The sequence below is a fragment of the Bacillota bacterium LX-D genome, from assembly GCA_031628995.1.
In the GTDB taxonomy this organism is placed as follows: Bacteria; Bacillota; DUOV01; order DUOV01; family Zhaonellaceae; genus JAVLUO01.
The window spans coordinates 271,239-297,430 of the sequence record JAVLUO010000002.1 but is presented as its reverse complement, the minus strand read 5'-3'; the positions used below and the strand labels follow the sequence as shown (position 1 = coordinate 297,430).

General features: G+C 37.8%; 29 protein-coding genes and 1 riboswitch. Of the genes, 6 read left to right on the top strand and 23 right to left on the bottom strand.

What is annotated here, in order from left to right:
* Positions 1 to 156: 156 nt before the first annotated feature.
* The 3 genes from RDV78_03910 to RDV78_03900 form a co-directional block, all read right to left on the bottom strand.
* Entirely contained in the window at positions 157 to 456 is a 300-nt protein-coding gene (locus RDV78_03910) for a spore coat protein (protein MDS1029650.1), read from the bottom strand.
* A gap of 1 nt (position 457) precedes the next feature.
* Entirely contained in the window at positions 458 to 676 is a 219-nt protein-coding gene (locus RDV78_03905) for a hypothetical protein (GenBank protein MDS1029649.1), read from the bottom strand.
* Positions 677 to 815: 139 nt separating this feature from the next.
* Positions 816 to 998, bottom strand: coding sequence for a hypothetical protein (locus tag RDV78_03900; GenBank protein MDS1029648.1), 183 nt, complete (start codon positions 996 to 998; stop codon positions 816 to 818).
* A 363-nt stretch (positions 999 to 1,361) separates the two neighbouring features.
* Between RDV78_03900 and RDV78_03895 the strand changes: the two genes are divergently transcribed.
* On the top strand, positions 1,362 to 1,508 hold the full coding sequence (locus tag RDV78_03895; GenBank protein MDS1029647.1) for a hypothetical protein: 147 nt from the start codon (positions 1,362 to 1,364) through the stop codon (positions 1,506 to 1,508).
* Between the two features lie 326 nt (positions 1,509 to 1,834).
* The gene (locus tag RDV78_03890; protein ID MDS1029646.1) at positions 1,835 to 2,137 is read left to right on the top strand and encodes a YmaF family protein; all 303 of its coding nucleotides are present in this window, start codon (positions 1,835 to 1,837) and stop codon (positions 2,135 to 2,137) included.
* A gap of 291 nt (positions 2,138 to 2,428) precedes the next feature.
* Here the strand turns inward: RDV78_03890 and RDV78_03885 are convergent, their stop codons facing one another.
* Both RDV78_03885 and RDV78_03880 read right to left on the bottom strand, forming a co-directional pair.
* Complete coding sequence (locus tag RDV78_03885) at positions 2,429 to 4,501, bottom strand: methyl-accepting chemotaxis protein (GenBank protein ID MDS1029645.1); 2,073 nt, start codon at positions 4,499 to 4,501, stop codon at positions 2,429 to 2,431.
* A 91-nt stretch (positions 4,502 to 4,592) separates the two neighbouring features.
* Positions 4,593 to 4,677: riboswitch (cyclic di-GMP riboswitch) on the bottom strand.
* Between the two features lie 77 nt (positions 4,678 to 4,754).
* On the bottom strand, positions 4,755 to 4,949 hold the full coding sequence (locus RDV78_03880) for a hypothetical protein (GenBank protein ID MDS1029644.1): 195 nt from the start codon (positions 4,947 to 4,949) through the stop codon (positions 4,755 to 4,757).
* A gap of 109 nt (positions 4,950 to 5,058) precedes the next feature.
* Here RDV78_03880 and RDV78_03875 point away from each other — a divergent pair, with 109 nt between their 5' ends.
* Positions 5,059 to 5,259: a DUF6485 family protein gene (locus RDV78_03875; GenBank protein MDS1029643.1), complete on the top strand. Its 201-nt coding sequence runs from the start codon at positions 5,059 to 5,061 to the stop codon at positions 5,257 to 5,259.
* Positions 5,260 to 5,268: 9 nt separating this feature from the next.
* Here RDV78_03875 and RDV78_03870 read toward each other — a convergent pair whose 3' ends face one another.
* Complete coding sequence (locus RDV78_03870) at positions 5,269 to 5,457, bottom strand: hypothetical protein (protein MDS1029642.1); 189 nt, start codon at positions 5,455 to 5,457, stop codon at positions 5,269 to 5,271.
* Positions 5,458 to 5,672: 215 nt separating this feature from the next.
* On the opposite strand from RDV78_03870, the gene RDV78_03865 reads away from it, so the two are divergent.
* On the top strand, positions 5,673 to 5,858 hold the full coding sequence (locus RDV78_03865; GenBank protein MDS1029641.1) for an aspartyl-phosphate phosphatase Spo0E family protein: 186 nt from the start codon (positions 5,673 to 5,675) through the stop codon (positions 5,856 to 5,858).
* A 115-nt stretch (positions 5,859 to 5,973) separates the two neighbouring features.
* Entirely contained in the window at positions 5,974 to 7,347 is a 1,374-nt protein-coding gene (pepV, locus tag RDV78_03860) for a dipeptidase PepV (GenBank protein ID MDS1029640.1), read from the top strand.
* 23 nt (positions 7,348 to 7,370) lie between these two features.
* Here the strand turns inward: pepV and metK are convergent, their stop codons facing one another.
* The 10 genes from metK to RDV78_03810 all read right to left on the bottom strand — a co-directional run bounded on the left by metK (position 7,371) and on the right by RDV78_03810 (position 18,263).
* Positions 7,371 to 8,564 (bottom strand): methionine adenosyltransferase, encoded by a 1,194-nt coding sequence (metK, locus tag RDV78_03855; protein ID MDS1029639.1) that lies wholly within the window; start codon positions 8,562 to 8,564, stop codon positions 7,371 to 7,373.
* A gap of 20 nt (positions 8,565 to 8,584) precedes the next feature.
* Positions 8,585 to 9,799: a bifunctional phosphopantothenoylcysteine decarboxylase/phosphopantothenate--cysteine ligase CoaBC gene (gene coaBC / locus RDV78_03850; protein ID MDS1029638.1), complete on the bottom strand. Its 1,215-nt coding sequence runs from the start codon at positions 9,797 to 9,799 to the stop codon at positions 8,585 to 8,587.
* Positions 9,800 to 9,815: 16 nt separating this feature from the next.
* Entirely contained in the window at positions 9,816 to 10,019 is a 204-nt protein-coding gene (rpoZ, locus tag RDV78_03845) for a DNA-directed RNA polymerase subunit omega (GenBank protein ID MDS1029637.1), read from the bottom strand.
* Positions 10,020 to 10,054: 35 nt separating this feature from the next.
* Complete coding sequence (gene gmk, locus RDV78_03840; protein MDS1029636.1) at positions 10,055 to 10,669, bottom strand: guanylate kinase; 615 nt, start codon at positions 10,667 to 10,669, stop codon at positions 10,055 to 10,057.
* Position 10,670: 1 nt separating this feature from the next.
* Positions 10,671 to 10,943: a DUF370 domain-containing protein gene (locus RDV78_03835; GenBank protein ID MDS1029635.1), complete on the bottom strand. Its 273-nt coding sequence runs from the start codon at positions 10,941 to 10,943 to the stop codon at positions 10,671 to 10,673.
* 44 nt (positions 10,944 to 10,987) lie between these two features.
* Positions 10,988 to 11,866 carry a YicC/YloC family endoribonuclease gene (locus RDV78_03830; GenBank protein ID MDS1029634.1) on the bottom strand — a complete coding sequence of 293 codons (879 nt, stop codon included), beginning with the start codon at positions 11,864 to 11,866 and terminating at the stop codon, positions 10,988 to 10,990.
* Between the two features lie 133 nt (positions 11,867 to 11,999).
* The gene (locus RDV78_03825; protein ID MDS1029633.1) at positions 12,000 to 13,253 is read right to left on the bottom strand and encodes an adenosylhomocysteinase; all 1,254 of its coding nucleotides are present in this window, start codon (positions 13,251 to 13,253) and stop codon (positions 12,000 to 12,002) included.
* Between the two features lie 40 nt (positions 13,254 to 13,293).
* Positions 13,294 to 14,466 (bottom strand): LL-diaminopimelate aminotransferase, encoded by a 1,173-nt coding sequence (locus RDV78_03820; protein MDS1029632.1) that lies wholly within the window; start codon positions 14,464 to 14,466, stop codon positions 13,294 to 13,296.
* Complete coding sequence (gene dapF / locus RDV78_03815; GenBank protein ID MDS1029631.1) at positions 14,444 to 15,313, bottom strand: diaminopimelate epimerase; 870 nt, start codon at positions 15,311 to 15,313, stop codon at positions 14,444 to 14,446. Before dapF ends, RDV78_03820 begins: the two co-directional genes overlap by 23 nt.
* A 196-nt stretch (positions 15,314 to 15,509) precedes the next feature.
* Positions 15,510 to 18,263 carry a calcium-transporting P-type ATPase, PMR1-type gene (locus RDV78_03810; GenBank protein ID MDS1029630.1) on the bottom strand — a complete coding sequence of 918 codons (2,754 nt, stop codon included), beginning with the start codon at positions 18,261 to 18,263 and terminating at the stop codon, positions 15,510 to 15,512.
* Between the two features lie 133 nt (positions 18,264 to 18,396).
* Between RDV78_03810 and RDV78_03805 the strand changes: the two genes are divergently transcribed.
* Positions 18,397 to 20,181 (top strand): NFACT RNA binding domain-containing protein, encoded by a 1,785-nt coding sequence (locus RDV78_03805; GenBank protein ID MDS1029629.1) that lies wholly within the window; start codon positions 18,397 to 18,399, stop codon positions 20,179 to 20,181.
* Positions 20,182 to 20,230: 49 nt separating this feature from the next.
* Here the strand turns inward: RDV78_03805 and pyrE are convergent, their stop codons facing one another.
* The 7 genes from pyrE to pyrR form a co-directional block, all read right to left on the bottom strand.
* Positions 20,231 to 20,806, bottom strand: coding sequence for an orotate phosphoribosyltransferase (gene pyrE, locus RDV78_03800; GenBank protein MDS1029628.1), 576 nt, complete (start codon positions 20,804 to 20,806; stop codon positions 20,231 to 20,233).
* Positions 20,800 to 21,525, bottom strand: coding sequence for an orotidine-5'-phosphate decarboxylase (pyrF, locus tag RDV78_03795; GenBank protein ID MDS1029627.1), 726 nt, complete (start codon positions 21,523 to 21,525; stop codon positions 20,800 to 20,802). Before pyrF ends, pyrE begins: the two co-directional genes overlap by 7 nt.
* Before the next feature lie 44 nt (positions 21,526 to 21,569).
* Positions 21,570 to 22,484, bottom strand: a complete 915-nt coding sequence (locus tag RDV78_03790; GenBank protein ID MDS1029626.1) for a dihydroorotate dehydrogenase — start codon at positions 22,482 to 22,484, stop codon at positions 21,570 to 21,572.
* Complete coding sequence (locus tag RDV78_03785) at positions 22,477 to 23,268, bottom strand: dihydroorotate dehydrogenase electron transfer subunit (protein MDS1029625.1); 792 nt, start codon at positions 23,266 to 23,268, stop codon at positions 22,477 to 22,479. The genes RDV78_03790 and RDV78_03785 overlap by 8 nt, the downstream gene beginning before the upstream one ends.
* A 10-nt stretch (positions 23,269 to 23,278) precedes the next feature.
* Positions 23,279 to 24,568, bottom strand: coding sequence for a dihydroorotase (locus tag RDV78_03780; GenBank protein ID MDS1029624.1), 1,290 nt, complete (start codon positions 24,566 to 24,568; stop codon positions 23,279 to 23,281).
* The gene (locus RDV78_03775; protein ID MDS1029623.1) at positions 24,552 to 25,490 is read right to left on the bottom strand and encodes an aspartate carbamoyltransferase catalytic subunit; all 939 of its coding nucleotides are present in this window, start codon (positions 25,488 to 25,490) and stop codon (positions 24,552 to 24,554) included. The genes RDV78_03780 and RDV78_03775 overlap by 17 nt, the downstream gene beginning before the upstream one ends.
* 123 nt (positions 25,491 to 25,613) lie before the next feature.
* Positions 25,614 to 26,162 carry a bifunctional pyr operon transcriptional regulator/uracil phosphoribosyltransferase PyrR gene (pyrR, locus tag RDV78_03770; protein MDS1029622.1) on the bottom strand — a complete coding sequence of 183 codons (549 nt, stop codon included), beginning with the start codon at positions 26,160 to 26,162 and terminating at the stop codon, positions 25,614 to 25,616.
* Between the last annotated feature and the right edge of the window lie 30 nt (positions 26,163 to 26,192).

Sequence of the window (26,192 nt, the reverse complement as noted above, 5' to 3'; positions counted from 1 at the left end):
CAGATTCCACCTCGCGATGGACACCCTTGTCTTAGGCTAACGGTTGGCACTATCAACCCCCGTATCGGACTTTCACCGACGAGCAAGCGCCCATGCTAGGCGCACAAAATAAGCCGCCTTTATTGGCGGCTTGAAAATACTAGTTAATATTTATTATTATCTAGATTCAACAACTGTTTGAGATTTACTATAAGTATCCGATAATTGTTGTGCTGTTGTCATATATGGATTTTCCCAACCTTCTCTTACCGCTAATTCCATAACTGCTGTTTGACCGGCCATGATCTGGTTTAGACTTGCAGAATACATAGCCCTTAGCTCAGGAGTTGCACATATCATTGCCGCATTAAGATATGCATTAGCAGCAACTTTTGCAGATGCAAGCATATTATTTGCAATAACCTCATCATCAAGACCTTGACTTTCTTTTATTACATTTTTCATGAACATTGACATCTTAATGCACCTCCTGTATATCTGTAACTTTGTTCTCATTAATAAATTGCTGTATACCCTTTATTCTTCCCTCTGTTGCTAATATACCAGCTTCTGCCTCTCTCTTTAAGTCCTCGTTGCTTATAATGGATTGGAGGGCTTTAGCCATTATCAAACCATCTTTTTCCATTTTTAATAAGCCAGTAAGAGATAATATTTCACTATCGGCAAGATTTCTCATCCTTTTACCTCCATACATAAATTTAAGAACATTAATATTCTGAACTATATATTTGATAATATACAGTAAAATAAATCCAGTTACAGATAATAGAAATAATAAATTTTAAGTTAATAAAAAAGCAGCCACAAATGTGGCTTTAATAATTAGTGGAATAAAAAAATGATTTAGTTGAAATGAGTAAAAAAGTTCCCAGTTGTACTTGAGCTTCATGAAGTGAATGCAGGACCATATATGCTTTTGGCGTAGCTTTTCTAATGGCAGCCACATAGCGCTTAATAGTATCATAGCTTCTAGCGTAACCCATCTGAGAATCTTTCATATCTTGATAGATCCTTGTTGCTAATTGGTATTCATTTTTTAGCCGCACCAGCTACTTTATTAATTTTCCATTAACAATTGCAACTTTCTTTTAATATTTTATGTTAGGTATTAAAATTCAACGATATTGGAGGAGGAAGTAACATGGGCAATTCTAATAACAATAGTATTTTTGGTGATATTTTTAATGGCGGTACCGATTTTTTAGTTTTTATAATCTTAATTTTGTTGGTTTGTTGTAACAATAACAATTATTAAAAAAATGGCGGGCAAAATGCCCGCCTTAACTTTTCCTTTACCTTTCGTTTAACGTTTTGGAAACATATTCATATTATATGTTAAACAATTGAAAGGGGGGTGAATAATGGCTTGCTCATGTTGTGGCTCTGCTAGAAAAAATTTAGCAGTAAAACCAACTACCATAGTTATAAATTACGTAATTAAATCTGCCTCGGAAATGCAAAGCAAAAATAAAAATCAAAGTGATAACAACGGAACAATGAAAAAATAAGGACTGCCCTCCTTTTAACATTAACAAATTCCATTACTATTTCATACTGTATATAGAGTGTTAGATAAAATATATTTATCAAAGGAGGGACTGAAATGGCCAATTCCAATAACGACGGTATTTTTGGCGGTATTTTTAATGGCGGTACCGATTTTTTAGTTTTTATAATCTTAATTTTGTTGGTTTGTTGTAACAATAACAATCATTAATAAAAATGGCAAGCTAAATGCTTGCCTTAAATATTTATATATTGCATAGACAAGTTGCATCATTAATCTAACCAGCATAAGGTAATTTAGAAACATTTTACCTTAGGAGGTTATCTTATGAATAATGATAATAGGCACATCCATGATCACTCTGGCCTAACTACCTGTAATGATGGGCATTCCCATCTTCACCCGGGAGTTACAAGCGAACCTATCCAAAGAGTTACATCGCATGTTCACGAAATTGAAGGAGCAACGACTTTCGAAGATGGACATTATCACACTTATAAAGCAGTAACTGGACCTGCTATTCCTCTACCTAATGGCCAACATACTCACTATGCTTCTTTTAGAACTAGTATAGACGACGGGCATGATCATATGATTTCTGGTTATGTATATCCTGCTCCTATGAAATAATAGGTACTTTGACTGAATTAGCCATATTAAAAGGAAGGCTAGATAGATTTAGGATAATGTCTTCTAAACCTATCCAGCATTTGGAAGGGACATATAACTAGAAAAGATTTGCGGAATTATTTAAAATTTTTAGAATATTTAATATGTCTTTATATATAATAATACTAAATTACTCCATTGCAAATCTACAAATCCTGTCATTAATTGTAGAAAAACAAGCATTAAAGAGCAGGCAGCTAAAAGAAAAGGCTTGGGGATAACCTAAGCCTTTTCTTGTTTAGCACTTACATTTCAGCATTTAAATATATTAATCTTAGCCTCTAGATTATTGGCCAACGTAATTAAGTTTTCTGCATTGGAAAGTATTTCCTGCATAGTAGCATTTTGTTCTTGGACCGATGCTGCAACTTCCTCTGTTCCTGCAGCGCTTTCCTCGGAAATAGTGGCAATTGTTTCAATCTTATGTCCTACATCCTTGGAGTGGTTCGTCAAATCATTTATTTTTTCTGTAAAGTCAACTATATGATCGTTTACCTTCTCAATTGATTCTAATATTTGATTGAAAGCTGTTACTGTTTGTTCCGTATTTGTTTCTTGTTTAAGAGCAATTTCATTATTTTGTTCAATATTAATTACAATAACATTAATCCTGGACTGTACTTCTTTAATTAGGCCATTTATTTGTTGGGTAGCATTACTTGATTGTTCCGATAACTTTCTAACCTCTTCGGAGACAACAGCAAATCCTTTTCCCTGTTCACCGGCTCTTGCAGCTTCAATTGCTGCGTTTAAGGCTAATAAGTTAGTCTGATCAGCTATACCTTTAATAACATTGACAATATTACCAATTTCCTGGGAAAAAGCTGCTAGGTCTTTCACTGTATTAGTTGTATTTATCATTGATTCTTTACTTTGCTGCATAATTGACTTCTGATTACTAATAATCTCGTTTCCTTGCAGTGCTATCCCCTTGGTTTTGGAAGCTAAATTTTCAGTTGTTTTTACATTTTCATTTATCCGTGCTAGATTATCTAAAACGTCCATTAACTTTTGATTGCCATCTTGGGCTGAGTTCGACTGATCTGATGCTCCTGTGGCTAGTTCATTAACCGTCTGAGTTATTTGCTCAAAATTTTGGCTTGAGTATTCAATAGCAGTTGAAATATCTTTAGATGAAGTAACCAGGGTTAAGCCTGTTTTTCGGATCTCTTCAATCAAACTTCTAAATTTTGTCGACATCTCTTCAAAAGAGTTACATAAGATTCCTATTTCATCATTTGAACCATGATATTGACGCAATTCATCATTATCCCTTAAATCGCCGCCGGCAATTCTTTTCGCTTGTTGAGCTAAACTTTGGAGTGGTTTACCAACTTTTTTGTTGATTAGCATATACACTATAACAATAAATATGGCTAGTGATACTAATAATGTTAAAATATTTTGTACCAGTGAACTACGAATATCTTTATTTATTTCATCCTGATAAAAAACAAGGACAATTTTGAGATTAGTTTCTCCAATGGGCGCGAAGGCTAGTATTTTTTTACCTTGATGATTATCTTTCACCAAATTCGAGGTCTTACCGGCTAGAATTTTTTTGCCTACTTCACTAATAATTTTATCCTTTTCTTCGCTAATTTTAACCTTTAAATCCTTTTTACTGTCCTTGTATCCTAAATAATAACCATCACCAGTAACCAGAAAAGCATAACCTTTTTGACCAACTTTTATTTTTTCCACATAGCTTTTAAGAGCATTTAAATTTAAGTCCGCAGTGGCTACCCCTATGGGCTGATTGTTTTTATGAATGGCCACAGATGTGGTAATCATATAAGTATTGCTGACCGTATCTAAAAAGGGCTCGCTCCAAATAGTTTGTTCCGAAGTATTGAAAGCTTTTTTATACCAATCGTATTTAAAATAGTCATATGCTTCATTACTATAGTCCCAAGTTAAATTGACTTCATTATCACTCCGAGTTAGGTATGGGCCATAATATTTTTGGGTTTTTTCATATTCATAAGGAGCAAACCATACCCCTCCTCCTAAGACCATGTTATTACCTTCAATTTGTTTTTTTAGGATGGGTAAAAGCACATTCATATCCATTTTAGTATTAGATTCTAAACTTCGTGCAACAAAAGTTCCTATATTTGCTGAATTTATTAATTTCATTTCTAATTTGTCTGCCTCATCTTGCGCTTTGGCCAGTAATGTCTTTTCAATTTGATCCGTAAGTTTAGACTTATATTGGTAGTAAGTGACTGTAGTCTGAACAACAAAAATAAGAGTCGTTGCCAAAACAACCAGGACGGTAAAAAAAACCTTGAAGTTGTTGGAAAGCTTAAACTTTAAATGCATAATCTGAAGAGCATCTCCTTTTTTGTCTTCACCTTAACTTAAAATAAAAAAAACACTACGGTTTACTAGGCGTAGTGTTTTAACGGTGTAAACCAGCAGCCAGGCAATCATAGTTTTTAAACCTTAGACCCATGGCTTTGCGTCCCAGCCTTTCGACTAGTTTGCCAATTATTTGACTTAGGAAGTTATTAGCTGCTCAGTTTAATTTTTCCTTGGTATTATATTTTTATTCTTGGTATTTAGTAAGCTATTTTTAGTGAAGATGCTCATGCTCGTGGTGCATATGGTCATGAGTATGTTCATCACCTGTTACATGATCATGCTCGTGACTATGGGTGTAAACTGCATGAATGTGTTCATGCTCGTGGAGTACTCCATCATGGGCATGAATATGAGTGTGTCTAATTTCAGGATGTTCGTGAGTATGCTCGTGGGAAATAATACTCATTATTGTTCCTCCTTTAGAAAATCAGTTATAATTTAATTATAGTATTATAACCAAATAAATAGAAATTATGATAATATGAGGAGGATTTTATGAATCCAATAAAAAACTTTTGCACTTGTCAAGATCTAGATGCCAATTTCATCCTCAAAACTATCTTAAAGGCTGTGATCCCTGTATTAAAAAGAACTTGCAAAATGGTGAAATTCCAAGTTGTTTTTTTAGGTTAATTTCAGATGTTCTAAGCAGTCTAAAAGAATTCACTTTGGAAAGCTTTGTGAAATTTTACCCGGAAACCAAAAAAGAACATTAAGAATTGTTGTTATTCAGATGAACGTTTAATTCGTCCAATTTCCTTTTTACAATAGGGCTGATAAACTAAGTCACCAAATTCCTCCCAAATATTTATGCTTACAATCTCATCAACAGTATCTTTAGTTTGCTCCATAACTTTTGCAATGATTTTCGAAATTTCCACTGGGCTTAGGTTAAGAGTAGTATTTATTTTCATTTTTTCATCCTCCCTATTCTTTTAATAAATATAGTATTTTAGAAGGGGTTTATTGGTACTGGTTGAAATTAAAAATTACCTTAATACATGAGAAGAACACCTTAATATTTTGAAACGAATTTAAACCATAATTACTTTTATATTACTATTGATAAAATCAGCCTGTTCTTGTTATAATTTGTCATGTTGTAATTACTAATCAGGGGACTTGTGCAATGACAAATCTTATTAATAAGCTAAGGGAAGAATTGAATCAACTTGTACTTAACGGAACACCTCTAACTAGTCCTTTCGTGCTAAAAAAGAGTGAGGAATTAGATAAACTTGTCACAGCTTATTATCGTGAAAAATATAATTCAACAGGTCTAGAAAATAAAAAAACATTTATAATAGCTAAGTAAATCCACATTAATTTGTGGACTTTTGAATTTTATAAGTGAAAAGTAGAATAATAATTCTTAAAAGCATAAAATTAAAATATCCGAAGAAAAATGTTATAGAAAAGTGGTGTTTCCCATGTTAGATCAACAAATTATTCAACTTCAAGACCAAATTGTTGAAGCAATTCGAGAATGTATTAAAATTAAAAGCGTCCAAGATTTACCCCTACATAAAATGCCTTTCGGACAAGGAGTTAATCAAGCCCTGGAATACGCCTTAGATTTGGCTAAAAAATTAGGCTTTAGAACAGTTAACTTGGATAACATGGTTGGCTATGCAGAATACGGTACAGGGGAAGAAATGATCGCAGTTTTAGGTCATTTAGATGTAGTTCCCCCAGGAGAAGGCTGGTCTTACCCGCCCTTTGGAGCAATCATTGACCATGGGAAAATATATGGACGGGGAATTGTAGATGACAAAGGTCCCATTATTGGAACTTTATTTGCTTTAAAAGCCATTAAAGATTTACAGCTTCCTCTCAAAAAGAGAGTGCGCATTATCTTTGGCACTAATGAAGAAAACGGCAGTAAATGCGTGAAGCACTATGTGGACCAGGGTGAAGAAATTCCTGTAGCAGGTTTTACCCCCGATGGGGCTTATCCGATTATTTACGCTGAAAAGGGAATTGTTGACTGCTTATGTGTAAAAAATATTTCCCCTCAACATGGTCCCCTTATCTTGAAAGATTTAAAAGGAGGAACTGCCTCCAATGCTGTACCTTCCTACGCTGAAGCTACAATTATAGGCAGCCAGGAGCAGCTAGATAAAATTTACCAGCAGCTACAGCCCAACGACTCATTGCAATTGGAAAAAGGAACACAATTACTAATTAAATCCTACGGGATAACTGCCCATGGCAGCACTCCAGAAATTGGTAAAAATGCAATAACACCTTTAATAGTTTTTTTAAAGGATCTTGATTTAGACCCCAAACTAAAACAACTAGGTGAGTTTGTAGCAGAAAAAATTCACCAGGAAACTGATGGCCAAAGTCTGGGCATTAGCCTTCAAGACAGTATATCGGGTAAATTAACAGTTAACCTAGGTACAATTAAACTTTCCGAAAATCAAATAGCATTTGAACTTAATATTAGGTACCCTGTAACTAAAAAATATGAAGATTTTATGCCTCAATTACAAAAAATGTTAGATGATGCCAATATTGAACTTCAAGAAATAAGGCATGACCCTCCCCTCTATGTAGAACCCAATACCCCTTTAATTCAGGCTCTGAAAAAAGTATATGAGGAAAAAACGGGGCAAGAAGCTGAATTACTTGCAATCGGAGGAGGAACTTACGCCAAAGCAATGCCTAATATCGTAGCCTTTGGACCAACCTTTCCTGGAGAGCCTGATCAAGACCATCAACCTGACGAGCACATGAGTATTGACCATATCTTAAAAAATGTACAGATTATGGCGGCAGCTATCTACGAGCTGGCCAAATAAGAAGCACTGGCAAATGCCAGTGCCTATTTTTCAGCTGCGCCCTTTTTCAAAGCTTCTACTTTATCAGTCCGTTCCCATGGTAAATCTAAGTCTAGTCTACCAAAATGGCCATAGGCAGCAGTTTGTTTATAGATAGGTCTACGCAAATCCAAAGTTTTTATGATACCTGCCGGGCGCAAATCAAAATTTTCCCTGATTAGTTTAACTAAGGTTTCATCATCAACTTTTCCCGTACCAAAGGTATCAACCATAATTGATACCGGATGGGCAACACCAATAGCATAGGCTAGTTGTATTTCACAGCGGTCTGCCAGCTCTGCAGCAACAATATTTTTAGCTACATAACGTGCTGCATAGGCAGCTGAGCGGTCTACTTTTGTGGGATCCTTGCCAGAAAATGCTCCGCCTCCATGTCTAGCCATTCCTCCATATGTATCAACAATAATTTTTCGACCTGTCAGGCCAGCATCACCTTGGGGGCCGCCAATGACAAATCGACCAGTTGGGTTAATAAAGTATTTAGTATCAGCATCTATAAATTCGCTGGGGATAATAGGTTTTATAACTTTTTCCAACAAGTCGTTATAAATCTTTTCTTGACTTACATCGGGGCTATGTTGAGTTGAAATTACTACTGTATCAACTCTTACAGGCCGATTGTCTTCATACTCAACGGTAACTTGTGACTTTCCATCAGGCCGTAAATAGCTTAGTTCGTCACTTTTCCGTAATTCCGATAACCTTTTAGCTAATTTGTGAGCTAAAGCTATTGGCATAGGCATTAATTCAGGAGTTTCATTAGTAGCATAACCAAACATCATGCCCTGATCTCCTGCTCCGGTTGCTTCAATTTCAGCTTCAGTCATTTCACCATGCTTAGCCTCGTAAGCTTGATCAACTCCTAAGGCGATATCAACTGACTGCTCATCAATTGCTGTCAGAACAGCACAAGTTTCACAGTCAAAACCATATTTAGCCCTATCATAACCGATGGAACGAATAGTTTCCCGAGCTATTTTAGGGATATCCACATAGCAGTTTGTTGTAATTTCACCAGATACTAAAACTAAACCTGTTGTTACCGAAGTTTCACAGGCCACTCGGGCATTGGGATCTTTTTCAAAAATTGCATCTAACACAGCATCTGATATTTGGTCACATATCTTATCAGGATGACCTTCAGTTACTGACTCAGAAGTAAATAATTTCCTTACCATATTATTGTATTCCCCCCCATTTACTGTTTTTTTAACTTGAATAGCGGTAATTCCGTAACAGCATCTAAAATTTTTGCAGCTATATCAGCTTTGTGTAACTGGGGAAGGGCAACTTTCTTTCCGTTAGGAAATACTAGGGTGACAATATTAGTGTCACTATTAAAGCCTGCCCCAGGCTTAGTAATATCATTAGCTACGATTAAATCTAAATTCTTTTTGTTTAGCTTTGCTTCCGCATTAGCCAGTAAATCTTCTGTTTCTGCTGCAAATCCTACTAATATTTGCTCTTTCTTATTTTGACCAAGTTCGAATAAAATATCAGGAGTCCTTTGCAACCCTAACACTAGATTACCGGACTCTTTTTTATGCTTCTTGGTAAAACTAATAGTGGGCTTATAATCTGCAACTGCTGCAGCCATTAGAACAATATCCGAAATCGAATAAAATTCCAGCACCTTATCATACATTTCTTGAGAGCTTACAATGGGAAAGTATTCCACGCCTAAAGGAGGTTCAATATGCGTAGGCCCTGCAACTAAAATCACCCTGGCTCCCTTTCTTTGGGCTTCTCGTGCTAAAGCAAAACCCATTTTCCCTGAACTTCTGTTACCTATATAACGTACAGGATCTATGGCTTCCTGGGTTCCACCAGCTGTAATCAAGACTGTTTTCCCAAGGAAATCAAGATTTGGATAAAGTATTCTATCAATAGCTTCTAAAATTTTCGAGGTGGCTGCTAATCTTCCCTTACCAACTACTCCACAAGCTAATATTCCTTCTTCAGGCTCTACAAAATAGCATCCCAATTCCTTAAGCCTATTTAAATTACCTTGAGTGACAGTATTTTGGTACATATTTACGTTCATGGCAGGAGCCAATAAAATTGGTGCTTTAGTGGCTAAAATTGTGGAAGTTAAAATATTATCTGCCAGCCCCCAAGTAATTTTAGCGATAGTATTTGCAGAAGCAGGAGCAATAACTACTAAATCGGCCTTTGCTCCCAAATCTACATGAGGCACATATTCTTCCCTATCCAAATTAAGTTGGTCCAGCCAAACATGCTGCTTTGTAATAGTTTGAAAAGTTAAAGGAGTAATAAAATCTTGAGCAGACTTAGTTAAAATCACATGTACTTCGTGGCCTAGTTTAACTAAGCTGCTAACAAGTTCCACCGATTTATAAGCAGCAATACCTCCAGTAACCCCAACTATAATAGTTTTTGAACTTTTTTCCATTGCCCTCACCTGCTATTTATTTAATTCCTGTTTTTGTTCTTTCATAAGAAACTTTACCAGCAGCAATTTCTTCAAGTGCCCTGGTGACAGGCTTGATCCCTTTGGCGCTAAGAGTTTCAGGACTTTCAGTAAATGAACGTGCCCTTTTAGCCGCTACAACTACCAGAGTATACTTACTATCCACATACCTCATTAACTCATCTATTGTTGGCTTATTCATTGACTTACCTCCAATAAGCAACTTTTATTATGCACTTATTCATCGCCTTGTAAATTATCTACATTTCTACTTCTTAAGTGAGCAGGCTTACATTGTTCTGCTGTAATTATAGCTTTAACTTTTTCCACAGCGTTTTGTAGATGGTCGTTAACTACTACGTAGTCATAATTTACTAATTGCTTTAATTCTTCATGGGCACAACCAAGCCTTTTTTTAATAACCTCCTCTGCATCAGTACCACGTTTGGTAATTCTATTCTTTAGTTCCTTTAATGAAGGAGGGGCAATAAAAATAAATATGCCTTCAGGGTAATGCTCTTTAATTTGCTTGGCTCCCTGAATATCGATTTCTAAAACAATATTCTCCCCTCGTTCCAACACTTCTAATACTTTTTTTTTCGGGGTACCATAGTAGTTATCGTAAACTCGCGCCCATTCTAAAAACTCTTTCTGTTCAATCATTTGTTCAAACTTTTCTTTAGTTAAAAAATAATAATTGATGCCGTCTTTTTCATTTACTCTAGGGTGACGAGTAGTGGCTGAGATAGAATAATTCAACTCAGGAAGTTGGGATAAAAGTTCCTGGCAAATAGTACCTTTCCCTGCTCCTGAAGGGCCGGAAATTACGATTAATAAACCAAAGGAACTCACTTTATTCTACCCCTTCCGGCAAACTAATTGCTTCCTTGGTATTTAGCCGATTAGCTACTGTTTCAGGTTGTACTGCAGATAGAATAACATGATCGCTGTCTGTAACAATAACTCCTCTTGTCCGCCGTCCATATGTAGCATCAATTAGCATTCCCCGTTCTCTTGCCTCTTGAATTATTCTTTTAATTGGAGCTGATTCTGGACTTACAATGGCAACAATTCTATTGGCCGAGACAATGTTGCCAAAACCAATATTAATTAGTTTTATTTCCACAAATACACCCCCCCGTTGAAATAGAAACATGGAACAGCTACGAATTACTCAAGATTCTGTACTTGTTCTCTAATCTTTTCAATTTCGCTTTTTACTTCAACTACTTTTTTGCTTATCTCCAAGTCACTGGATTTTGAACCGATTGTATTTATCTCACGATGCATTTCTTGGATTAAAAAATCTAATTTGCGTCCCACAGAACCATGACCATTTAATATCTCTTCAAGCTGCATAAAATGGCTGTCTAATCTGACTAACTCTTCCGTAATACATGAACGATCAGCAATTAAGGCTACTTCCAAGGCAAGCCGATTAGGATCAACAGGCACATCCCCTAAAATCTCCTGAATCCTATTCTCTAATTTTATCCTGTATTCCTCAACAACGGAACTAGAACGTTTTTTAATCTCTTGCAAATAATTGACCAATTCCTGTTTTCTAAGGAGCAAATCATTTTTTAAGCGGTTGCCTTCTTCTTCACGCATTACAGTCATTTCCTGAACTGCATTTTTTAATGCGTCCTCCATCAAAGGCCAAAAGGCTTCATTATCCTCTTCCAATTCACTTACTTGAAGTACGTCAGGGTATTGGGCAATATTTTGAACCCCAATATTCTCCGAAATATCCAGAATTTCAGTTAATTCCTTCAAAGAATTATAATAAGCCATCGCTAATTCCTTGTCAACTTTAACCTGACGCTTTTTTTCTTCCATTTCCTCAATATTAATAAAGATATCAATCCTGCCTCGTACAAAAGTATCTTTGATTAAGGATTTAATTCTTTCTTCAAATTTGTGATATACTCTAGGCAGCCGTACCATAATTTCTAAAAAACGATGATTAACTGATTTCATTTCAACAATTACTTTTTTACCTGAACCTATTGCTTCTCCCCGCCCATATCCGGTCATACTGCTTGCCATTTATCTACCGCCCTCCATTCCTAACTGTCCATATTATTGACATATTAAATGTAAACCATATCATCTCATCTATAGGAAAAAGAGCCCTGGTCTAAGTTTGGAATAGCAAACTTACTTCCAAGGCTCCTAGCTCTTATTGCATTTCCCAGCCAGCCAAATATTTTTTCTGTTCTTCGCTTAAAGAATCAATATTAATCCCTAGGCTTTGTAATTTAAGATTAGCAACCCTTTTATCAATTTCCGGACTAACTAAGTGTAATTTAGGGTCTAACTTGCCGAAATTTTCGTCTACATACTGTAGTGCTAGAGCTTGAAGAGCAAAAGTCATATCCATAATTTCAGCAGGGTGGCCATCTCCTGCTGCCAAATTGACTAATCTGCCTTCAGCCAGCAAATAAATTTTCCGTCCATCTTGCAATGCATATTCTTCAATGTTCTTTCGTACAGTTCTTTTGCTAACAGCTAGGCTGTTTAAATCCGGCTTGCTAATTTCAACATCGAAATGGCCTGCATTGGCCATTACTGCTCTATCCTTCATGACCTCAAAGTGCTTTTTAGAAATAACATTTAGATTTCCAGTAACGGTAACAAAGAAATCACCAAGAGGTGCAGCGTCAATTAAAGGCATAACTCGGAAACCATCCATCATTGCTTCAGTTGCTTTAATGGGATCAATTTCTGTTACAATAACTTTTGCCCCTAATCCCTTAGCACGCATAGCCACGCCTTTGCCGCACCAGCCATATCCTACTACAACAACTGTTTTTCCGGCTACCACTAAATTCGTAGTGCGCATAATTCCGTCCCAAACAGATTGTCCTGTTCCATATCTATTATCAAACAAATATTTGCACAAGGCATCGTTTACACCAATCATGGGAAAACGGAGAATACCTTCATTTGACAGTGCTTTTAACCGCAGAATGCCGGTTGTTGTTTCCTCAGCTCCCCCACGGATTTTCGGCAGCAATTCCCGTCTTTCTGTATGGATTGTGGAAACCAAATCACCGCCATCATCTATAATCAGGTCCGGCGCAAAATCTAGAGCCTTATGTAGATGTTCCTTATACTCTTGATCTGTAGCTCCGTACCAAGCGAAAGCACCAATGCCATCTTGAACTAGGGAAGCCACAACGTCATCTTGTGTGGAAAGAGGGTTGCTTGCTGTAACAGTTACCTCCGCACCGCCACTTTGAACAACCTTTGCTAAATAAGCCGTTTTTGCTTCTAAATGCAGGCAAATAACTACTTTTTTACCGGCAAAAGGCTTACTTTCCTTAAATTCTTCTTCAATTGCCCTTAAAACAGGCATATGTTCCTTTACCCAATCAATTTTTAGCTTCCCTTGAGGAGCTAAATTAAGATCTCTAATGGAATATTCAGGCATTATTCAATTACCTCCATCCAATTAAGGTATACAGATACTTTTAAAATTCTACTTTGCCAATAGCCTGCTGCATCCGTTGCAAAGCTTCTGCAATTCTTTCTTTAGGAATACAAAGAGAAATACGGAAATAGCCCTCTCCATACTCACCATAGCCGTTGCCAGGAGTAACTATTACTCCTGCTTTATCAAGAACCAACTCAGCAAAGCTTGCAGAAGTATAGCCCTTAGGCACTGGTACCCATAAATAGAAGGTTGCCTTTGGCTTTTCTAGATTCCAGCCCATGGCGTTTAGTCCGTCTACTGCTATATCTCGACGTTCACGATAAATCTCCTGCATTTTTTTTACACATTCCTGGCTTCCAGTAAGAGCCTCAATGCCAGCGTACTGGACAGCTTGGAAAGCACCTGAATCCACATTAGACTTCAATCGGCCTAAAGCTTCAATGACATCAGACCTGCCAGCAGCCCAGCCAATTCTCCAGCCAGTCATATTATAAGGCTTGGAAAGAGAATTAAATTCAATACCAACTTCTTTCGCACCAGGAACTTCTAAAAAGCTAGGTGCATGATAACCTTCAAAACAAACCTCACTATAGGCTGCATCATGACAAACAATGACATCGTACTCTTTGGCAAAAGCTACAACATCCTGATAGAAATCAAGAGAAGCTAATGCACCTGTTGGATTATTAGGATAATTAAGAAACATTAATTTGGCTTTTTTAGCCACATCACTTGGAATAGCCCCTAAATCCGGCAAAAATTTATTTTCTGCTTTTAGAGGCATTAGATAAGGGCTTCCCCCAGCCAGCAATGTGCCAATTCCGTAGACAGGATAACCGGGGTCAGGTACTAGGTTTATATCTTCCGGATCTACATAACAAAAATTAATATGGGCAATTCCCTCTTTGGAACCGATTAGAGTTACAACTTCTGTTTTTGGATCCAACTCTACATTAAAACGCTTTTGATACCAATCTGCTACAGCTTGACGGTAGGTTAGCATTCCAACAGAAGATGGATACTGATGATTTTCCGGATTATGAGCTTCTTCAACTAATTTCTTAATTACATGATCAGGTGTTGGGCAGTCAGGATCTCCAATGCCTAAACTAATTATATCAATTCCTTGTTCTTTGGCTTCAGCTATTTTTTTTTCAATTCTAGCAAATAAATAAGGGGGTAATTTTTTAATTCTTTGAGCTTCTTTCATTCTTGTTTCCTCCTACATAATAATCGCCAGTAAAGACAGTTTCTGCTGGACCAGTCATATAAACGTGGTTATTCTCTTCATCCCAATTTATCTCTAAATTTCCTGCTGCTAAATGAACAGTAACTTTCCGTCCATTAACATTATTTAAAACTCCAGCAACAGCAACTGCACATGCACCTGTGCCACAGGCTAATGTTACGCCAGCTCCCCGCTCCCAGACTTTCATCATTACTTCATTGTTGTTTATTTTCTGCACAAATTCCACATTGGTTTTCTTAGGGAAAATAGGGTGAGTTTCGATTTTGCGACCCAATTCTTCCAAGGGTACAGCGGAAATGTTATCTACATAGATAACGCAGTGGGGATTTCCCATGGAAACAGCTGTTATTTTATACTGTTTGCCATCAATATTGAGATAATCAGTTGTAGCTTGTCCCGGTTCTCCTAACATAGGAATTTTAGAACGTGTCAAACAAGGCTCTCCCATATCCACACAAATTCCGGTTATTTCTCCTTCTATAACTTCTAAACTTGGTACTATAATACCTGCTAAAGTTTGAACTTTTATTTTAGGCGAACTTACAATACCTTGCTCATAAACGTATTTAGCAAAACACCTAATACCATTACCACACATTTCAGGTTCACTGCCATCGGAATTTATAATCCGCATTTGAATATCAGCAGTATCGGAAGGAAGTACTATAATTAAACCATCTGCCCCTATACCAAAATGGCGGTTACAAAGCTGTACCGCCAGTTCAGGCAGCTTTGTATCCTGACTAAGTTCTTTTTCTTCAATAATAATAAAATCATTACCCAAGCCATGCATTTTCGTAAATTTCATTTTTTCATCTCCACCTTAAGGCTAAGCTTACACCTAGAACCTCTAAATTGAAAATAGGGGACAACTTCAATGTTCCCACAAAGAAGTATGTCCCTTCATTAAAAACAATATAATTTTTTACAATTCTAAAAAAGTTGTGGTAATAGTAACATAGAATGCAATTTACTGTCAACAGTAAGATTGTTATCTAAGATAATTATGCTTTAAGATAAATTAATTTACGGCAAATAGGTTTAACTATGTAATGAGCAATAGCTTTTAAGAACATTTTTCCACCTGGCAGCAATAAAATCAATAGCCAATGATAAGCATTTAAAGAGGTTGTTTTAAATATTGGCTGCAGGGCAGGAATATAAACAACTGCTAATTGCATGAGTAGAGAACATAAAACAGCCAGCACTAAATACGGATTTTTCAATATACCTATTTCAAAAACCGAATGCTTTTCTGATTTACAATCAAAGACATAGAATAATTGATAAATTACCAGAGTTGTAAACGCCATGGCCCTAGCTAAAACCAGATCACCATTACTTAAATAGATTGCCAGCCCAAAGACAAGCAGAGTTCCCAAGCCTATTTCCAAACCGCTGATGATTATCTTTGCCCATAAGCCATGAGAAAAAATACTTTCCTTCGGATGCCTAGGTTTACGCTGCATAATATCCTCATCTGCATCATCCACTCCTAAAGCTAATGCCGGCAGGCCATCAGTGACTAGATTAACCCATAAAATCTGAATTGGTAAAAGGGGTAAGGGCAGAGAAAATAAGACCCCTAAAAACATGGTTAAAACTTCGCCTACATTACAGGCTAATAAATAGCGAATGAATTTGCGAATATTATCATAAATAGCTCTGCCTTCTTCAACTGCCGCCACAATAGTAGCAAAATTATCATCCGCCAAAACCATAGCAGAAGCTTCTTTCGTTACATCTGTCCCTGTCTTCCCCATGGCTACACCGATATCAGCCTCTTTTACGGCTGGGGCATCATTAACTCCGTCACCTGTCATAGCTACAACCTGACCGTTGTATTTAAGAGCTTTTACAATCCGCAGCTTATGTTTAGGTGAAACCCTAGCATATACTGCTAAATTATTCACTCTTTCGTTTAATTCATCATCACTTAACTGATCCAATTCTTTACCTGTTATAACTTGGTCTGGGCTAACAGCCAAACCTAATTCTTGAGCAACAGCTTGAGCAGTTACCTGATGATCCCCTGTAATCATAGCTGTTTTTATACCTGCATTTTTACATACGCCTATAGCTTTGACGGCAGAAGGTCGTGGAGGATCAATCATACCAATTAAACCTAGGAAAGTTAACTTAGATTCTAGGTCCTCCATTTCTTCTCCTTCGTTCCCTTCCAGCTTCCTGTAGGCAACCCCCAGAACCCTTAAAGCTTCGGCGGCCATTCGATCATTTTCCTGTAAAATTTTCTGTCTAGCATCTGTTGTTAAGGGAATAGAGTTTCCATCCATTTCAACATTCTGGCATAAATTTAAAATTATATCGGGAGCCCCTTTAACATAAACAATCTTTGAGCCTAGTTTGTTTTCCGTATTTTGATAAACAACGGACATTCTTCTTCGGTCTGAATCAAAAGGTATTTCCCAAACCCTTTGTTCTCGCTGTTCAATTTTTTCTCTTAATAAATTACCTTTGGCCGCTGCAACTAATAAAGCTCCTTCTGTAGGATCCCCTACAATCTGCCAATTTTCTTTTTTCCCTTCTCGCGCAAAGATTCCATTTTTCTTTGGTTCTTTCAACTGGGCATTGTTACAAAGAGCGCAAGTTTTAAGCAGTCGATTTAAAGTTTGATCTGAGTTATAATCATAAATTTCGTTTTGCCATTGAAAAATACCCCGGGGCTCATAGCCTTGACCGGTTATCTTAATTATCTTTCCGCTACAAAAAATTTCTCGAGCAGTCATTTCATTTTGGGTTAGGGTTCCTGTTTTATCAGAACAAATAACTGTAGCACAGCCTAAAGTTTCTACAGCTGTTAATTTACGTACAATAGCATTTCTTTTAATCATTTTTTGCACACCTAAAGCTAAAGCAACCGTTACAATGGCCGGCAGCCCCTCTGGAATTGCCGCAACTGCCAAGCTGACTCCTGTTAAAAACATTTGATAGATAGGTTCGCCTCTCAGAATACCCGTTAGAACAACAAGGGCACAAATTAATAAACAAAAAACAACCAGCCATTTGCCCAACTGAGCCAACCGCTTTTGCAAAGGTGTCTCTTCTTCTTCCACACTTTGCATCATTCCCGCAATTTTACCCATTTCACTATGCATTCCAGTTGCAACTACAACTGCTCTGGCACGACCAGTGGCAACAGCAGTTCCAGAAAACACCATGTTTTTTTGATCAGCAAGGCCAGCATCTTCTTCAAGTATTTTGTTTTCTTTGCTGACTGTTTGTGATTCACCAGTTAGAAGGGATTCATCGATTTCCATGTTAACCGCTTCTAAAATCCGGGCATCAGCAGGTATACGATCCCCAGCTTCTAATTCAATAACATCACCAGGAACTAAATCTCTGGCTGCGATTGATTGAATTTTTCCATCCCGAAGCACAGTAGCTGTAGGAGCAGCCAAATTTTTTAATGCTTCCATAGATTTCTCTGCCCTAAACTCTTGCACAAAGCCTAAAATTGCATTCAATATTATAATGGCCAAAATAGTTATGGCATCAGCAATTTCTCCCAGCATACCAGAAACTAAGGCTGCAGCAATTAGAACTAATACCATAAAATCTTTAAATTGTTCTAAAAAAATGTACAAGGGCGCTATTTTTTTTCTTTGTTGAAGTAAATTAGGTCCAACCTCATCTAACCTTATTTGAGCTTCTTTGCTACTTAGCCCCTGCTCCAGGTCGCTGCCAAGTATTGATAATACTTTGCTGACATCAAGCTGAAACCACTTTATTTCCCTCATGACTCCACCTCCAAGTAAGGACTTCCACCTTTAGTATCATATTCCAGTAGGAATATAAACATGACCTATAAGTTGCAGCAGTTAAAATTATTAGCTACAATAAGGTAAAAATGTTATACTAAGGAGAAAATTTATGGCTTTTGATGGATTTGTCATGTCTACAGTCAAGGAAGAGTTAACAGATAAATTATTAGCAGGACGGATTGATAAAATATATCAACCTAATGCTGACTTATTGATTTTACATATTCGCCAACGCTCAGGTAACTATAAATTAGTGATTTCAACTCATGCTTATAACTGCCGAATTCATTTAACTTCTGTCAATTTTCCCAATCCCTTAAACCCTCCAATATTTTGTATGGTTTTGAGAAAGCATTTAGAAGGCGGAAAAATTATTGCTTTGCAGCAGCAAAACTTAGAAAGGCAGTTAATTATTACTATCGAAGCCCTAGATGAATTAGGACAGCTTAAAGCAAAACAATTAGTAATTGAAATAATGGGCAAACATAGCAACGTAATCTTGCTGGATAAAGAAAAAAACACTATTATCGATGGAATGAAACGCTATACCCATGCTGTAAGCAGGCACAGGGAAGTACTGCCTGGCAGAACTTACATTGAACCACCTAATCAAGGTAAAATAAATCCCTTGGAATTAACTGAGGATAAATTTCGGTCTGTTTTACTAAATAACGAATATAACATTAAGGTACAAAAAGCTTTAGTCAACAACTTTAGCGGTTTTAGCTCCTTACTGGCCAGAGAAGTAGTTTTCCGGGCAGGATTGGAGCAAGACGTGGTTCTTGATGTCATAGGTGATTACGATTTAACTAGGCTTTGGCAGGGATTACAGCAAATAACTACTTTAGTAAGCACCAAACAATCCAAACCTACCTTGTATTATGATCATGAAGGGCCAAAAGATTTTTCCTTTCTGAACTTGGAGCACTTAGCTAATGTTGCTGCCGTAAAATTTCCTTCCATGAGCGAAGCACTTGATGCTTTTTTTAAAGAAAAGCAAGAGAAGGAAGATTTGGCTAAAGAAAAGCACACTTTAGCCAAAGTACTGCAGAAGGAGTTGGAAAAGAATCACAAGAAACGTTTACTACAAGAAGAAACAATAGCACTAGCTAAAAAAGCAGAGCCCTTTCGGATTTATGGTGAACTCCTAACAGCTAATATCTATCGCATTGCCAAAGGAGAAAAGGTAATAACTGTAGAAAATTTTTACCATCCGGAAAATAAAAAGGTCCAAATCCAAGTCAACCCGGAACTTTCTCCTGTCCAGAATGCCCAAGCATATTTTAAAAAATATAATAAAGCTAAAGCAGGAGCTGTTAAAGCACAGGAGCAACTCAATTTTACGCTGGCAGAAATAAATTATTTAGATAGTATCTTGCAAAGTGTAGAACAAACAACACAGCTGGCAGAATTAGCAGAAATTAAAAATGAAATGATTGCTGCCAATTACATTTCTCCTCCTAATTTAAAGCCAGGTAAGAAAAGCAAAATAGAAAAGCAGCAAAAAATAGAGCCTTTGGTTTTCACTTCAAGCGAAGGATTCCATATCTATATTGGTAAAAATAATAAGCAAAATGACTGGTTAACTACTAAATTTGCTAAAGACGATGATTTATGGCTTCATGTAAAGGATCTACCGGGCTCCCACGTGATCATCAAAACTGAAGGGAAAAAAGTTCCCGACCAAACCTTACTCGAGGCAGCTCATTTAGCAGCTTACTACAGTAAAGGCCAGCACTCCAGTCAAGTTCCTGTAGACTATACTTTAAAAAAATATGTAAAAAAACCTGCCGGGGCTAAACCAGGCATGGTAATTTTTGAACATAACCAAACAATTTATATTACTCCTACAGAAGATCTAATTTCTAAACTTACCAACAACAGTAACAATTAAAAATATGCCCTGCAATTTTAAAATTAGCTTAAATTGCAGGGCTCTTTTATCATACTTTTCTACTGCCTGGCTTAACTAATTCTATCCCCTCTTGACAAAGAGGGCACTCTTCCGGAGGATAAGATTGAACTTCAAAAGACAGCAGGCTTTCTGTAGGAACTCCTAAATTAATTTTCCCAGCACTTCTGTCAACTAGTACACCGGCTCCAACTACTTCTCCTCCTGCAGCACGTACAAGATTTATTACTTCCAAAACAGAGCCTCCAGTAGTAATAACATCTTCTACAATTAGGACTTTTTGCCCTGGTTTAATGGCAAATCCCCGGCGAAATTTCATTTCATTGTCTTCCCGTTCTGCAAAAAATGTTTGGACATTAAGCTGCCTGGCCACTTCATAAGCTATTACTATTCCTCCCATGGCAGGACCTACAACTAATTCAACTCCTGTATTCTGAAAACGCCTTGCTAATTCGCCGCATAATTTAGTTGTATACTCAGGATATTGCAACACTTTTGCACATTGAATATAACGGTCGCTATGTCTCCCCGAAGTTAAACGAAAATGTCCCTGTAGTAAAGCTTCTGAATCTAGAAATATTTGTTCAATTTCTTTTTGATTTAACATAAACCTTCCTCCATTTCCGCAAGAATTGCTTTTACTGTTTCTATGGGATTTTTAGACTTTGTTATGGGCCTGCCGATTACTAAGTAAGACGACCCAGCTTTAATTGCTTCTTTGGGCGTGGTAATTCTTTTTTGATCTCCTGCCTCAGCGCCTAAGGGACGGACACCAGGGGTAATAGTTAAAAACTCAGCACCACAAGCTGATTGGATTAAGGAAGTCTCTTGCGGCGAAGCCACAACACCGTCTAAACCTGCCTGTTGTGCTAATTTGGCCCATCTGACTACAGTATTCTCTGGAGATTCAGGCAAACCTACTTCCGCCAAATCTTCTTGGCCTAAACTGGTTAAAACTGTAACTGCTATTAAAAGTGGCTTTTTTATACCCTTCTTTGCTGCTTCTTCCTCTACTGCCTGAGCCGCAGCTGTCATCATTTTTAAACCACCAGAAGCATGGACATTGAGCATTTGGACGCCAAAGCTTGTTAAAACCCGGCTGGCTTGGGCTACTGTATTTGGGATATCATGGAGTTTTAAATCAGCAAAAATCTTTCCGCCTAATTCGTGAATAGTTTTAAGTACTTGGGGACCTAAACTTGTATATAATTGCAAACCAACTTTAAACATACCCACATGGGGGCCTAACATTTTTACTAGTGTCTCTACTTCCTGCAAAGTATCTACATCTAAAGCCACAATTAAACGTTCTTTTATCTTAGACATTATCCATCCCCCTACTATATGTTTTAGAAGCGGCCTTACTAGCTTTAAGAATGGGCTGCTCCAATAAGTTCCTTAATATCTTGGATGCCGTTTTCCAAACAGTATTGTTCTAGACCTGCTGCTATTTCTGCAGATACTCTTGGATTCCTAAAATTAGCCGTACCAATAGATACTGCAGTTGCGCCGGCTAAAATAAACTCTAAAGCATCTTCTACCGTTGTAATTCCTCCCATGCCTATAAGGGGTACTTTCACCGCTTTAAAAACTTGCCAAACCATGCGCAGTGCTACAGGTTTAATGCAGGGTCCCGATAACCCTCCCATAATATTACCCAGGATCGGTTTTCTTCTTTGCACATCAATAGCCATGCCTAAAAGTGTATTAATTAAGGAAAGAGCATCTGCCCCTGCCTCTTCAACTGACTGGGCAATTTCTACAATATTTGTAACATTAGGAGATAGCTTTACTATGACTGGAAGCTTTGTATTCTGCTTCACTGCTTTGACTACCTTGGCCCCTTCCTTGGGGTCAGTGCCAAAAGCCATTCCACCTGCTTTTACATTGGGACAGGAAATATTAACTTCTAAAGCCGCTACTCCCGGCACATTTAATTTCTCAGCTAGGAGCCCATATTCTTCAACAGTATTGCCGGAGATATTAACAATAAAATTGGTCTCGTATTTTTTAAGTTCTGGCAAAATTTCCTTTAGGTAATAATCTACTCCCGGGTTCTGCAATCCTACAGAGTTTAATAATCCAGCTGAAGTTTCTACTAAACGCTGTCCGGCATTTCCTTGACGGGGCAGAAGAGTAGTACCTTTAACTACAACTCCCCCTAATTCATTAAGATTTAAATAAGGCACAAATTCTAAACCTGAGCCAAAGGTGCCCGAAGCTGTGACAACGGGATTTTTTAAAATTAACCCTCCAATATCCACCTGTAAGTTTACTTTATTCATGCCAGACCACCGCCTTACTGGGGAAAACAGGTCCTTCAGTGCACACTCTAGCTAAAATTTCTTCATGGCCTTTTTTTATTCCGCAAGTGCACCCTAGACAAGCCCCGATACCACAGGCCATGTAAGCTTCTAGGGAAACCTGGCACTCTACAGCATATTTTTGGGTTAGACTGCAAACTGCTTTTAACATAGCCTCTGGACCGCAGGCTAAAACACTGTTGTATACTTCACTTTGTAATTCCCTTTCCAATGGCTCCGTAACTAAACCCTGTTCTCCCAAACTACCATCTCTAGTCACAATAAGCATTTTTTGAGCATAAGCTCGAAATTCAGAGGTTCTGTACACTTCTTTCTCACTATTAAATCCTAGAATCGTCGTAACTTGGTTTCCTTGTAGCTGCAATTCCTTGGCGGCAGGTAAAAGAGGAGCAATTCCTATCCCGCCACCAACTATTAATACTTTTTTTCCTTGACCCCTAACTGTAAAGCCATTTCCTAAAGGCCCAATTAAATCTATTTCACCATTCACCGGCATAGTGCTCAGTAACCTAGTGCCCTTGCCTTTAACTTGGTAAAGTAAACTTATCTGCCCCTTTTCTCCATCAATGTAATGGAGGCTGATAGGCCGTCGCAATAAAGGTTCGTAAGACCGGCTGCATAAGACTTGGACAAATTGACCAGGAACTGCCATATGGGCAATTTCGGGAGCCAGAATTTCCATTAAATATACATCAGCGGCTAAATAAACATGGTTAATTATTTTTCCTTGAACTTGATTGCTCATGGCGCTCCCCCTAGGCTAATATTTTTCCAGATTGCATTACAATTTGCCCATCTACTATTGTACAAATTGGCCACCCTTGCAGTTTCCAGCCCGAAAATGCCGAATTTTTGCCCATAGACTGAAACTTAGCTGTATCCACAACTGCTTCTTGCTGAGGGTCAATAATGGTAACATCGGCAGTGCTGCCAATACTTAAAGTTCCTAAAGGAAGTCCTAAAATTCTTGCAGGATTAACAGTTAATTTCGCAATTGCTTCGCTCCAAGTAAGTATTCCCTGGTTAATCAATTGGCTTACTACTAAAGGAACTGCCGTTTCTAAACCTACCATACCATTAGGGGCATAAGCATACTCCACTTCTTTTTCTTCACGGGCATGGGGCGCATGGTCTGTTGCTATTACGTCAATAGTTCCATCTTTTAACCCTGCTAGAATTGCATCTCGGTCACTACTGCTGCGCAAAGGAGGATTAACTTTAGTTGCTGTGTGATATCCAACAACTGCTTCATCTGTTAAGGTAAAATGATGAGGTGTGGCCTCTGCTGTCACCATGAGACCCCTTGCCTTAGCATCTCTTGCCATTCTGACAGAGCCTGCTGTACTAAGATGAGCTATATGCAGAGGGCTGCCTGTTAGTTCAGCTAAAATAATGTCCCTGGCTACCATAGTCTCTTCAGCTGCAGAAGGAATACCCCTTAAACCCAAAACAGTTGAAACATAACCTTCATGCATAAATCCACCAACTGCTAAGTTTAAATCTTCAGCATGACTGATAATTGTTAGATTAAACATTTGAGCATATTCTAAAGCTCGGCGCATTATTTCTCCATTAGAAATTGGTTTGCCATCATCGGAAAGAGCTACCACACCTGCTTCCTTTAATTCACCTATTTCAGCCAATTCCTCCCCTTGAGAGCCTTTAGTTACAGCTCCAATGGGGAATACTTTTACTACACCCTCTTCTTTGGCCTTTTGTTTAATCAAAGAACAAACAGCTTGATTATCATTAATAGGGTTAGTATTAGGCATACATGCTACGGAAGTAAAACCACCTGCTGCTGCTGCCCTTGTTCCTGTAGCAATAGTTTCTTTATGTTCATATCCAGGCTCTCTAAAATGTACATGCATATCAATTAAACCAGGCGTAACTATCATTCCTTCAGCATCTACGGTTTTATTAACTTGAACTTCAATATTTTCGCTAATCTCAGCTATCTTACCATCAACTATTAAAACATCCCCTATGCTGTCTAGATTATTGGCTGGATCTATGATTCTTCCACCCTTAATTAATAATCTCATTACCAGTTCCCCCTCCCATTAACAAGTAAAGGATTGCCATTCTAACTGCTACGCCGTTAGTAACCTGCTCATCTACAACTGATTGGGTGGAGTCATAAACATCCGGCATAATTTCTACGCCACGGTTCATAGGGCCGGGGTGCATAACTAAAGCATCTGGTTTGGCTAGCGACAAGCGTTTTTGGTCCAGGCCAAATATTTTGGCATATTCACGTAAGGAAGGCAAAAGCCCTTTCTTTTGTCTTTCTTTTTGGAGACGAAGTACATTGACTACATCAACACCACGGAGTGCTTCTTCCACGTTATGGAAAACTTGTACACCCATTTTTTTAAATTCCCCAGGAAGTAAAGTACTTGGCCCTACGACTCGAACTTCAGCCCCAAATTTAGTTAAACCCCAAATGTTGGAGCGTGCTACTCGACTATGCAAAATATCGCCAAGGATAGCTACCTTTAAGTTGCTTAGATCTCCTTTTTTTTCCCGCATAGTAAATAGATCTAAGAGCCCTTGAGTAGGGTGTTCGTGCATTCCATCCCCTGCATTAATAACCCTTGCTACTACACTTTGGGCCAGAAGATGCGGAGCCCCTGCAGACTCATGGCGAATCACAATTACATCGGCCCCCATAACCTCGATGGTTCTGCCTGTATCAATTAAAGTTTCACCCTTGGCCACACTGCTTGTAGCCACTGTAAGGCTGGATGTATCAGCACTTAAATATTTGGCAGCCATTTCAAAAGAAGTCCTGGTACGAGTGCTTGGCTCATAAAAAAGAGTTACCATGGAACGTCCTCTTAAAGTAGGCACCTTTTTAATAGTACGTTTAATAATATCTTTCATTGGTACCGCAGTATCTAAAATCATATTAATTTCGTCAATACTTAATTCTTTAAGGCCTAACAAGTCTTTGCGTTTCCACATTTGCTAATCCTCCTTATAGGAATATAAAAAAAGAACCTCTACAAGAGGTTCGGGTTTAGCTACTTCTTCCCTAACACCCCTTGCTAGTCTCACGGGACTATTTTTAAAGGAGTTCTGAAGATATCAATCTGCAATTTCTAAAATTTTAACTTCATCTACGCCGTCTATTTCCGTTAAATTAACAGCAATGACTTCTTTATTTGAAGTTGGAACGTTCTTCCCAACATAATCGGCTCTAATCGGCAATTCCCGATGACCACGGTCAATTAGAATTGCTAACTCAATAACTTGTGGACGACCTAAATCAATAATAGCATCTAAAGCGGCACGCACAGTCCTTCCTGTGTAAAGTACATCGTCAACTAAAATTAGTTTTTTACCTGAAACAGGAAAAGGAATTTCAGTTTTATGGACAATAGGCTGATAGTCTAGAGTAGTTAAATCATCACGATAGAGTGTTATATCTAGAATACCTACAGGCAAATCCACTCCTTCAATATCTTTAACCAGCTTAGCTATCCTCTCTGCCAAAGGTACACCCCGACGGCGAATGCCAATTAATGCCAAGTTTTCGGTGCCCTTGTTTTTCTCCACAATTTCGTGGGCAATTCGAACTAAAGATCGACGCATTTTATCAGCGTCCATAATCTTAGCCTTTTCAATTAAATTCATTACCGCACCTCCTGAAATTATTTATTGCTC

Coding starts and splice junctions, on each gene's coding strand:
- RDV78_03910 (MDS1029650.1), bottom strand. CDS start 456: ATGTCAATGTTCATGAAAAATGTAATAAAAGAAAGTCAAGGTCTTGAT.
- RDV78_03905 (MDS1029649.1), bottom strand. CDS start 676: ATGAGAAATCTTGCCGATAGTGAAATATTATCTCTTACTGGCTTATTA.
- RDV78_03900 (MDS1029648.1), bottom strand. CDS start 998: ATGAAAGATTCTCAGATGGGTTACGCTAGAAGCTATGATACTATTAAG.
- RDV78_03895 (MDS1029647.1), top strand. CDS start 1,362: ATGGCTTGCTCATGTTGTGGCTCTGCTAGAAAAAATTTAGCAGTAAAA.
- RDV78_03890 (MDS1029646.1), top strand. CDS start 1,835: ATGAATAATGATAATAGGCACATCCATGATCACTCTGGCCTAACTACC.
- RDV78_03885 (MDS1029645.1), bottom strand. CDS start 4,501: ATGCATTTAAAGTTTAAGCTTTCCAACAACTTCAAGGTTTTTTTTACC.
- RDV78_03880 (MDS1029644.1), bottom strand. CDS start 4,949: ATGAGTATTATTTCCCACGAGCATACTCACGAACATCCTGAAATTAGA.
- RDV78_03870 (MDS1029642.1), bottom strand. CDS start 5,457: ATGAAAATAAATACTACTCTTAACCTAAGCCCAGTGGAAATTTCGAAA.
- RDV78_03865 (MDS1029641.1), top strand. CDS start 5,673: ATGACAAATCTTATTAATAAGCTAAGGGAAGAATTGAATCAACTTGTA.
- pepV (MDS1029640.1), top strand. CDS start 5,974: ATGTTAGATCAACAAATTATTCAACTTCAAGACCAAATTGTTGAAGCA.
- metK (MDS1029639.1), bottom strand. CDS start 8,564: ATGGTAAGGAAATTATTTACTTCTGAGTCAGTAACTGAAGGTCATCCT.
- coaBC (MDS1029638.1), bottom strand. CDS start 9,799: ATGGAAAAAAGTTCAAAAACTATTATAGTTGGGGTTACTGGAGGTATT.
- rpoZ (MDS1029637.1), bottom strand. CDS start 10,019: ATGAATAAGCCAACAATAGATGAGTTAATGAGGTATGTGGATAGTAAG.
- RDV78_03830 (MDS1029634.1), bottom strand. CDS start 11,866: ATGGCAAGCAGTATGACCGGATATGGGCGGGGAGAAGCAATAGGTTCA.
- RDV78_03825 (MDS1029633.1), bottom strand. CDS start 13,253: ATGCCTGAATATTCCATTAGAGATCTTAATTTAGCTCCTCAAGGGAAG.
- RDV78_03820 (MDS1029632.1), bottom strand. CDS start 14,466: ATGAAAGAAGCTCAAAGAATTAAAAAATTACCCCCTTATTTATTTGCT.
- dapF (MDS1029631.1), bottom strand. CDS start 15,313: ATGAAATTTACGAAAATGCATGGCTTGGGTAATGATTTTATTATTATT.
- RDV78_03810 (MDS1029630.1), bottom strand. CDS start 18,263: ATGAGGGAAATAAAGTGGTTTCAGCTTGATGTCAGCAAAGTATTATCA.
- RDV78_03805 (MDS1029629.1), top strand. CDS start 18,397: ATGGCTTTTGATGGATTTGTCATGTCTACAGTCAAGGAAGAGTTAACA.
- pyrE (MDS1029628.1), bottom strand. CDS start 20,806: ATGTTAAATCAAAAAGAAATTGAACAAATATTTCTAGATTCAGAAGCT.
- pyrF (MDS1029627.1), bottom strand. CDS start 21,525: ATGTCTAAGATAAAAGAACGTTTAATTGTGGCTTTAGATGTAGATACT.
- RDV78_03790 (MDS1029626.1), bottom strand. CDS start 22,484: ATGAATAAAGTAAACTTACAGGTGGATATTGGAGGGTTAATTTTAAAA.
- RDV78_03785 (MDS1029625.1), bottom strand. CDS start 23,268: ATGAGCAATCAAGTTCAAGGAAAAATAATTAACCATGTTTATTTAGCC.
- RDV78_03780 (MDS1029624.1), bottom strand. CDS start 24,568: ATGAGATTATTAATTAAGGGTGGAAGAATCATAGATCCAGCCAATAAT.
- RDV78_03775 (MDS1029623.1), bottom strand. CDS start 25,490: ATGTGGAAACGCAAAGACTTGTTAGGCCTTAAAGAATTAAGTATTGAC.
- pyrR (MDS1029622.1), bottom strand. CDS start 26,162: ATGAATTTAATTGAAAAGGCTAAGATTATGGACGCTGATAAAATGCGT.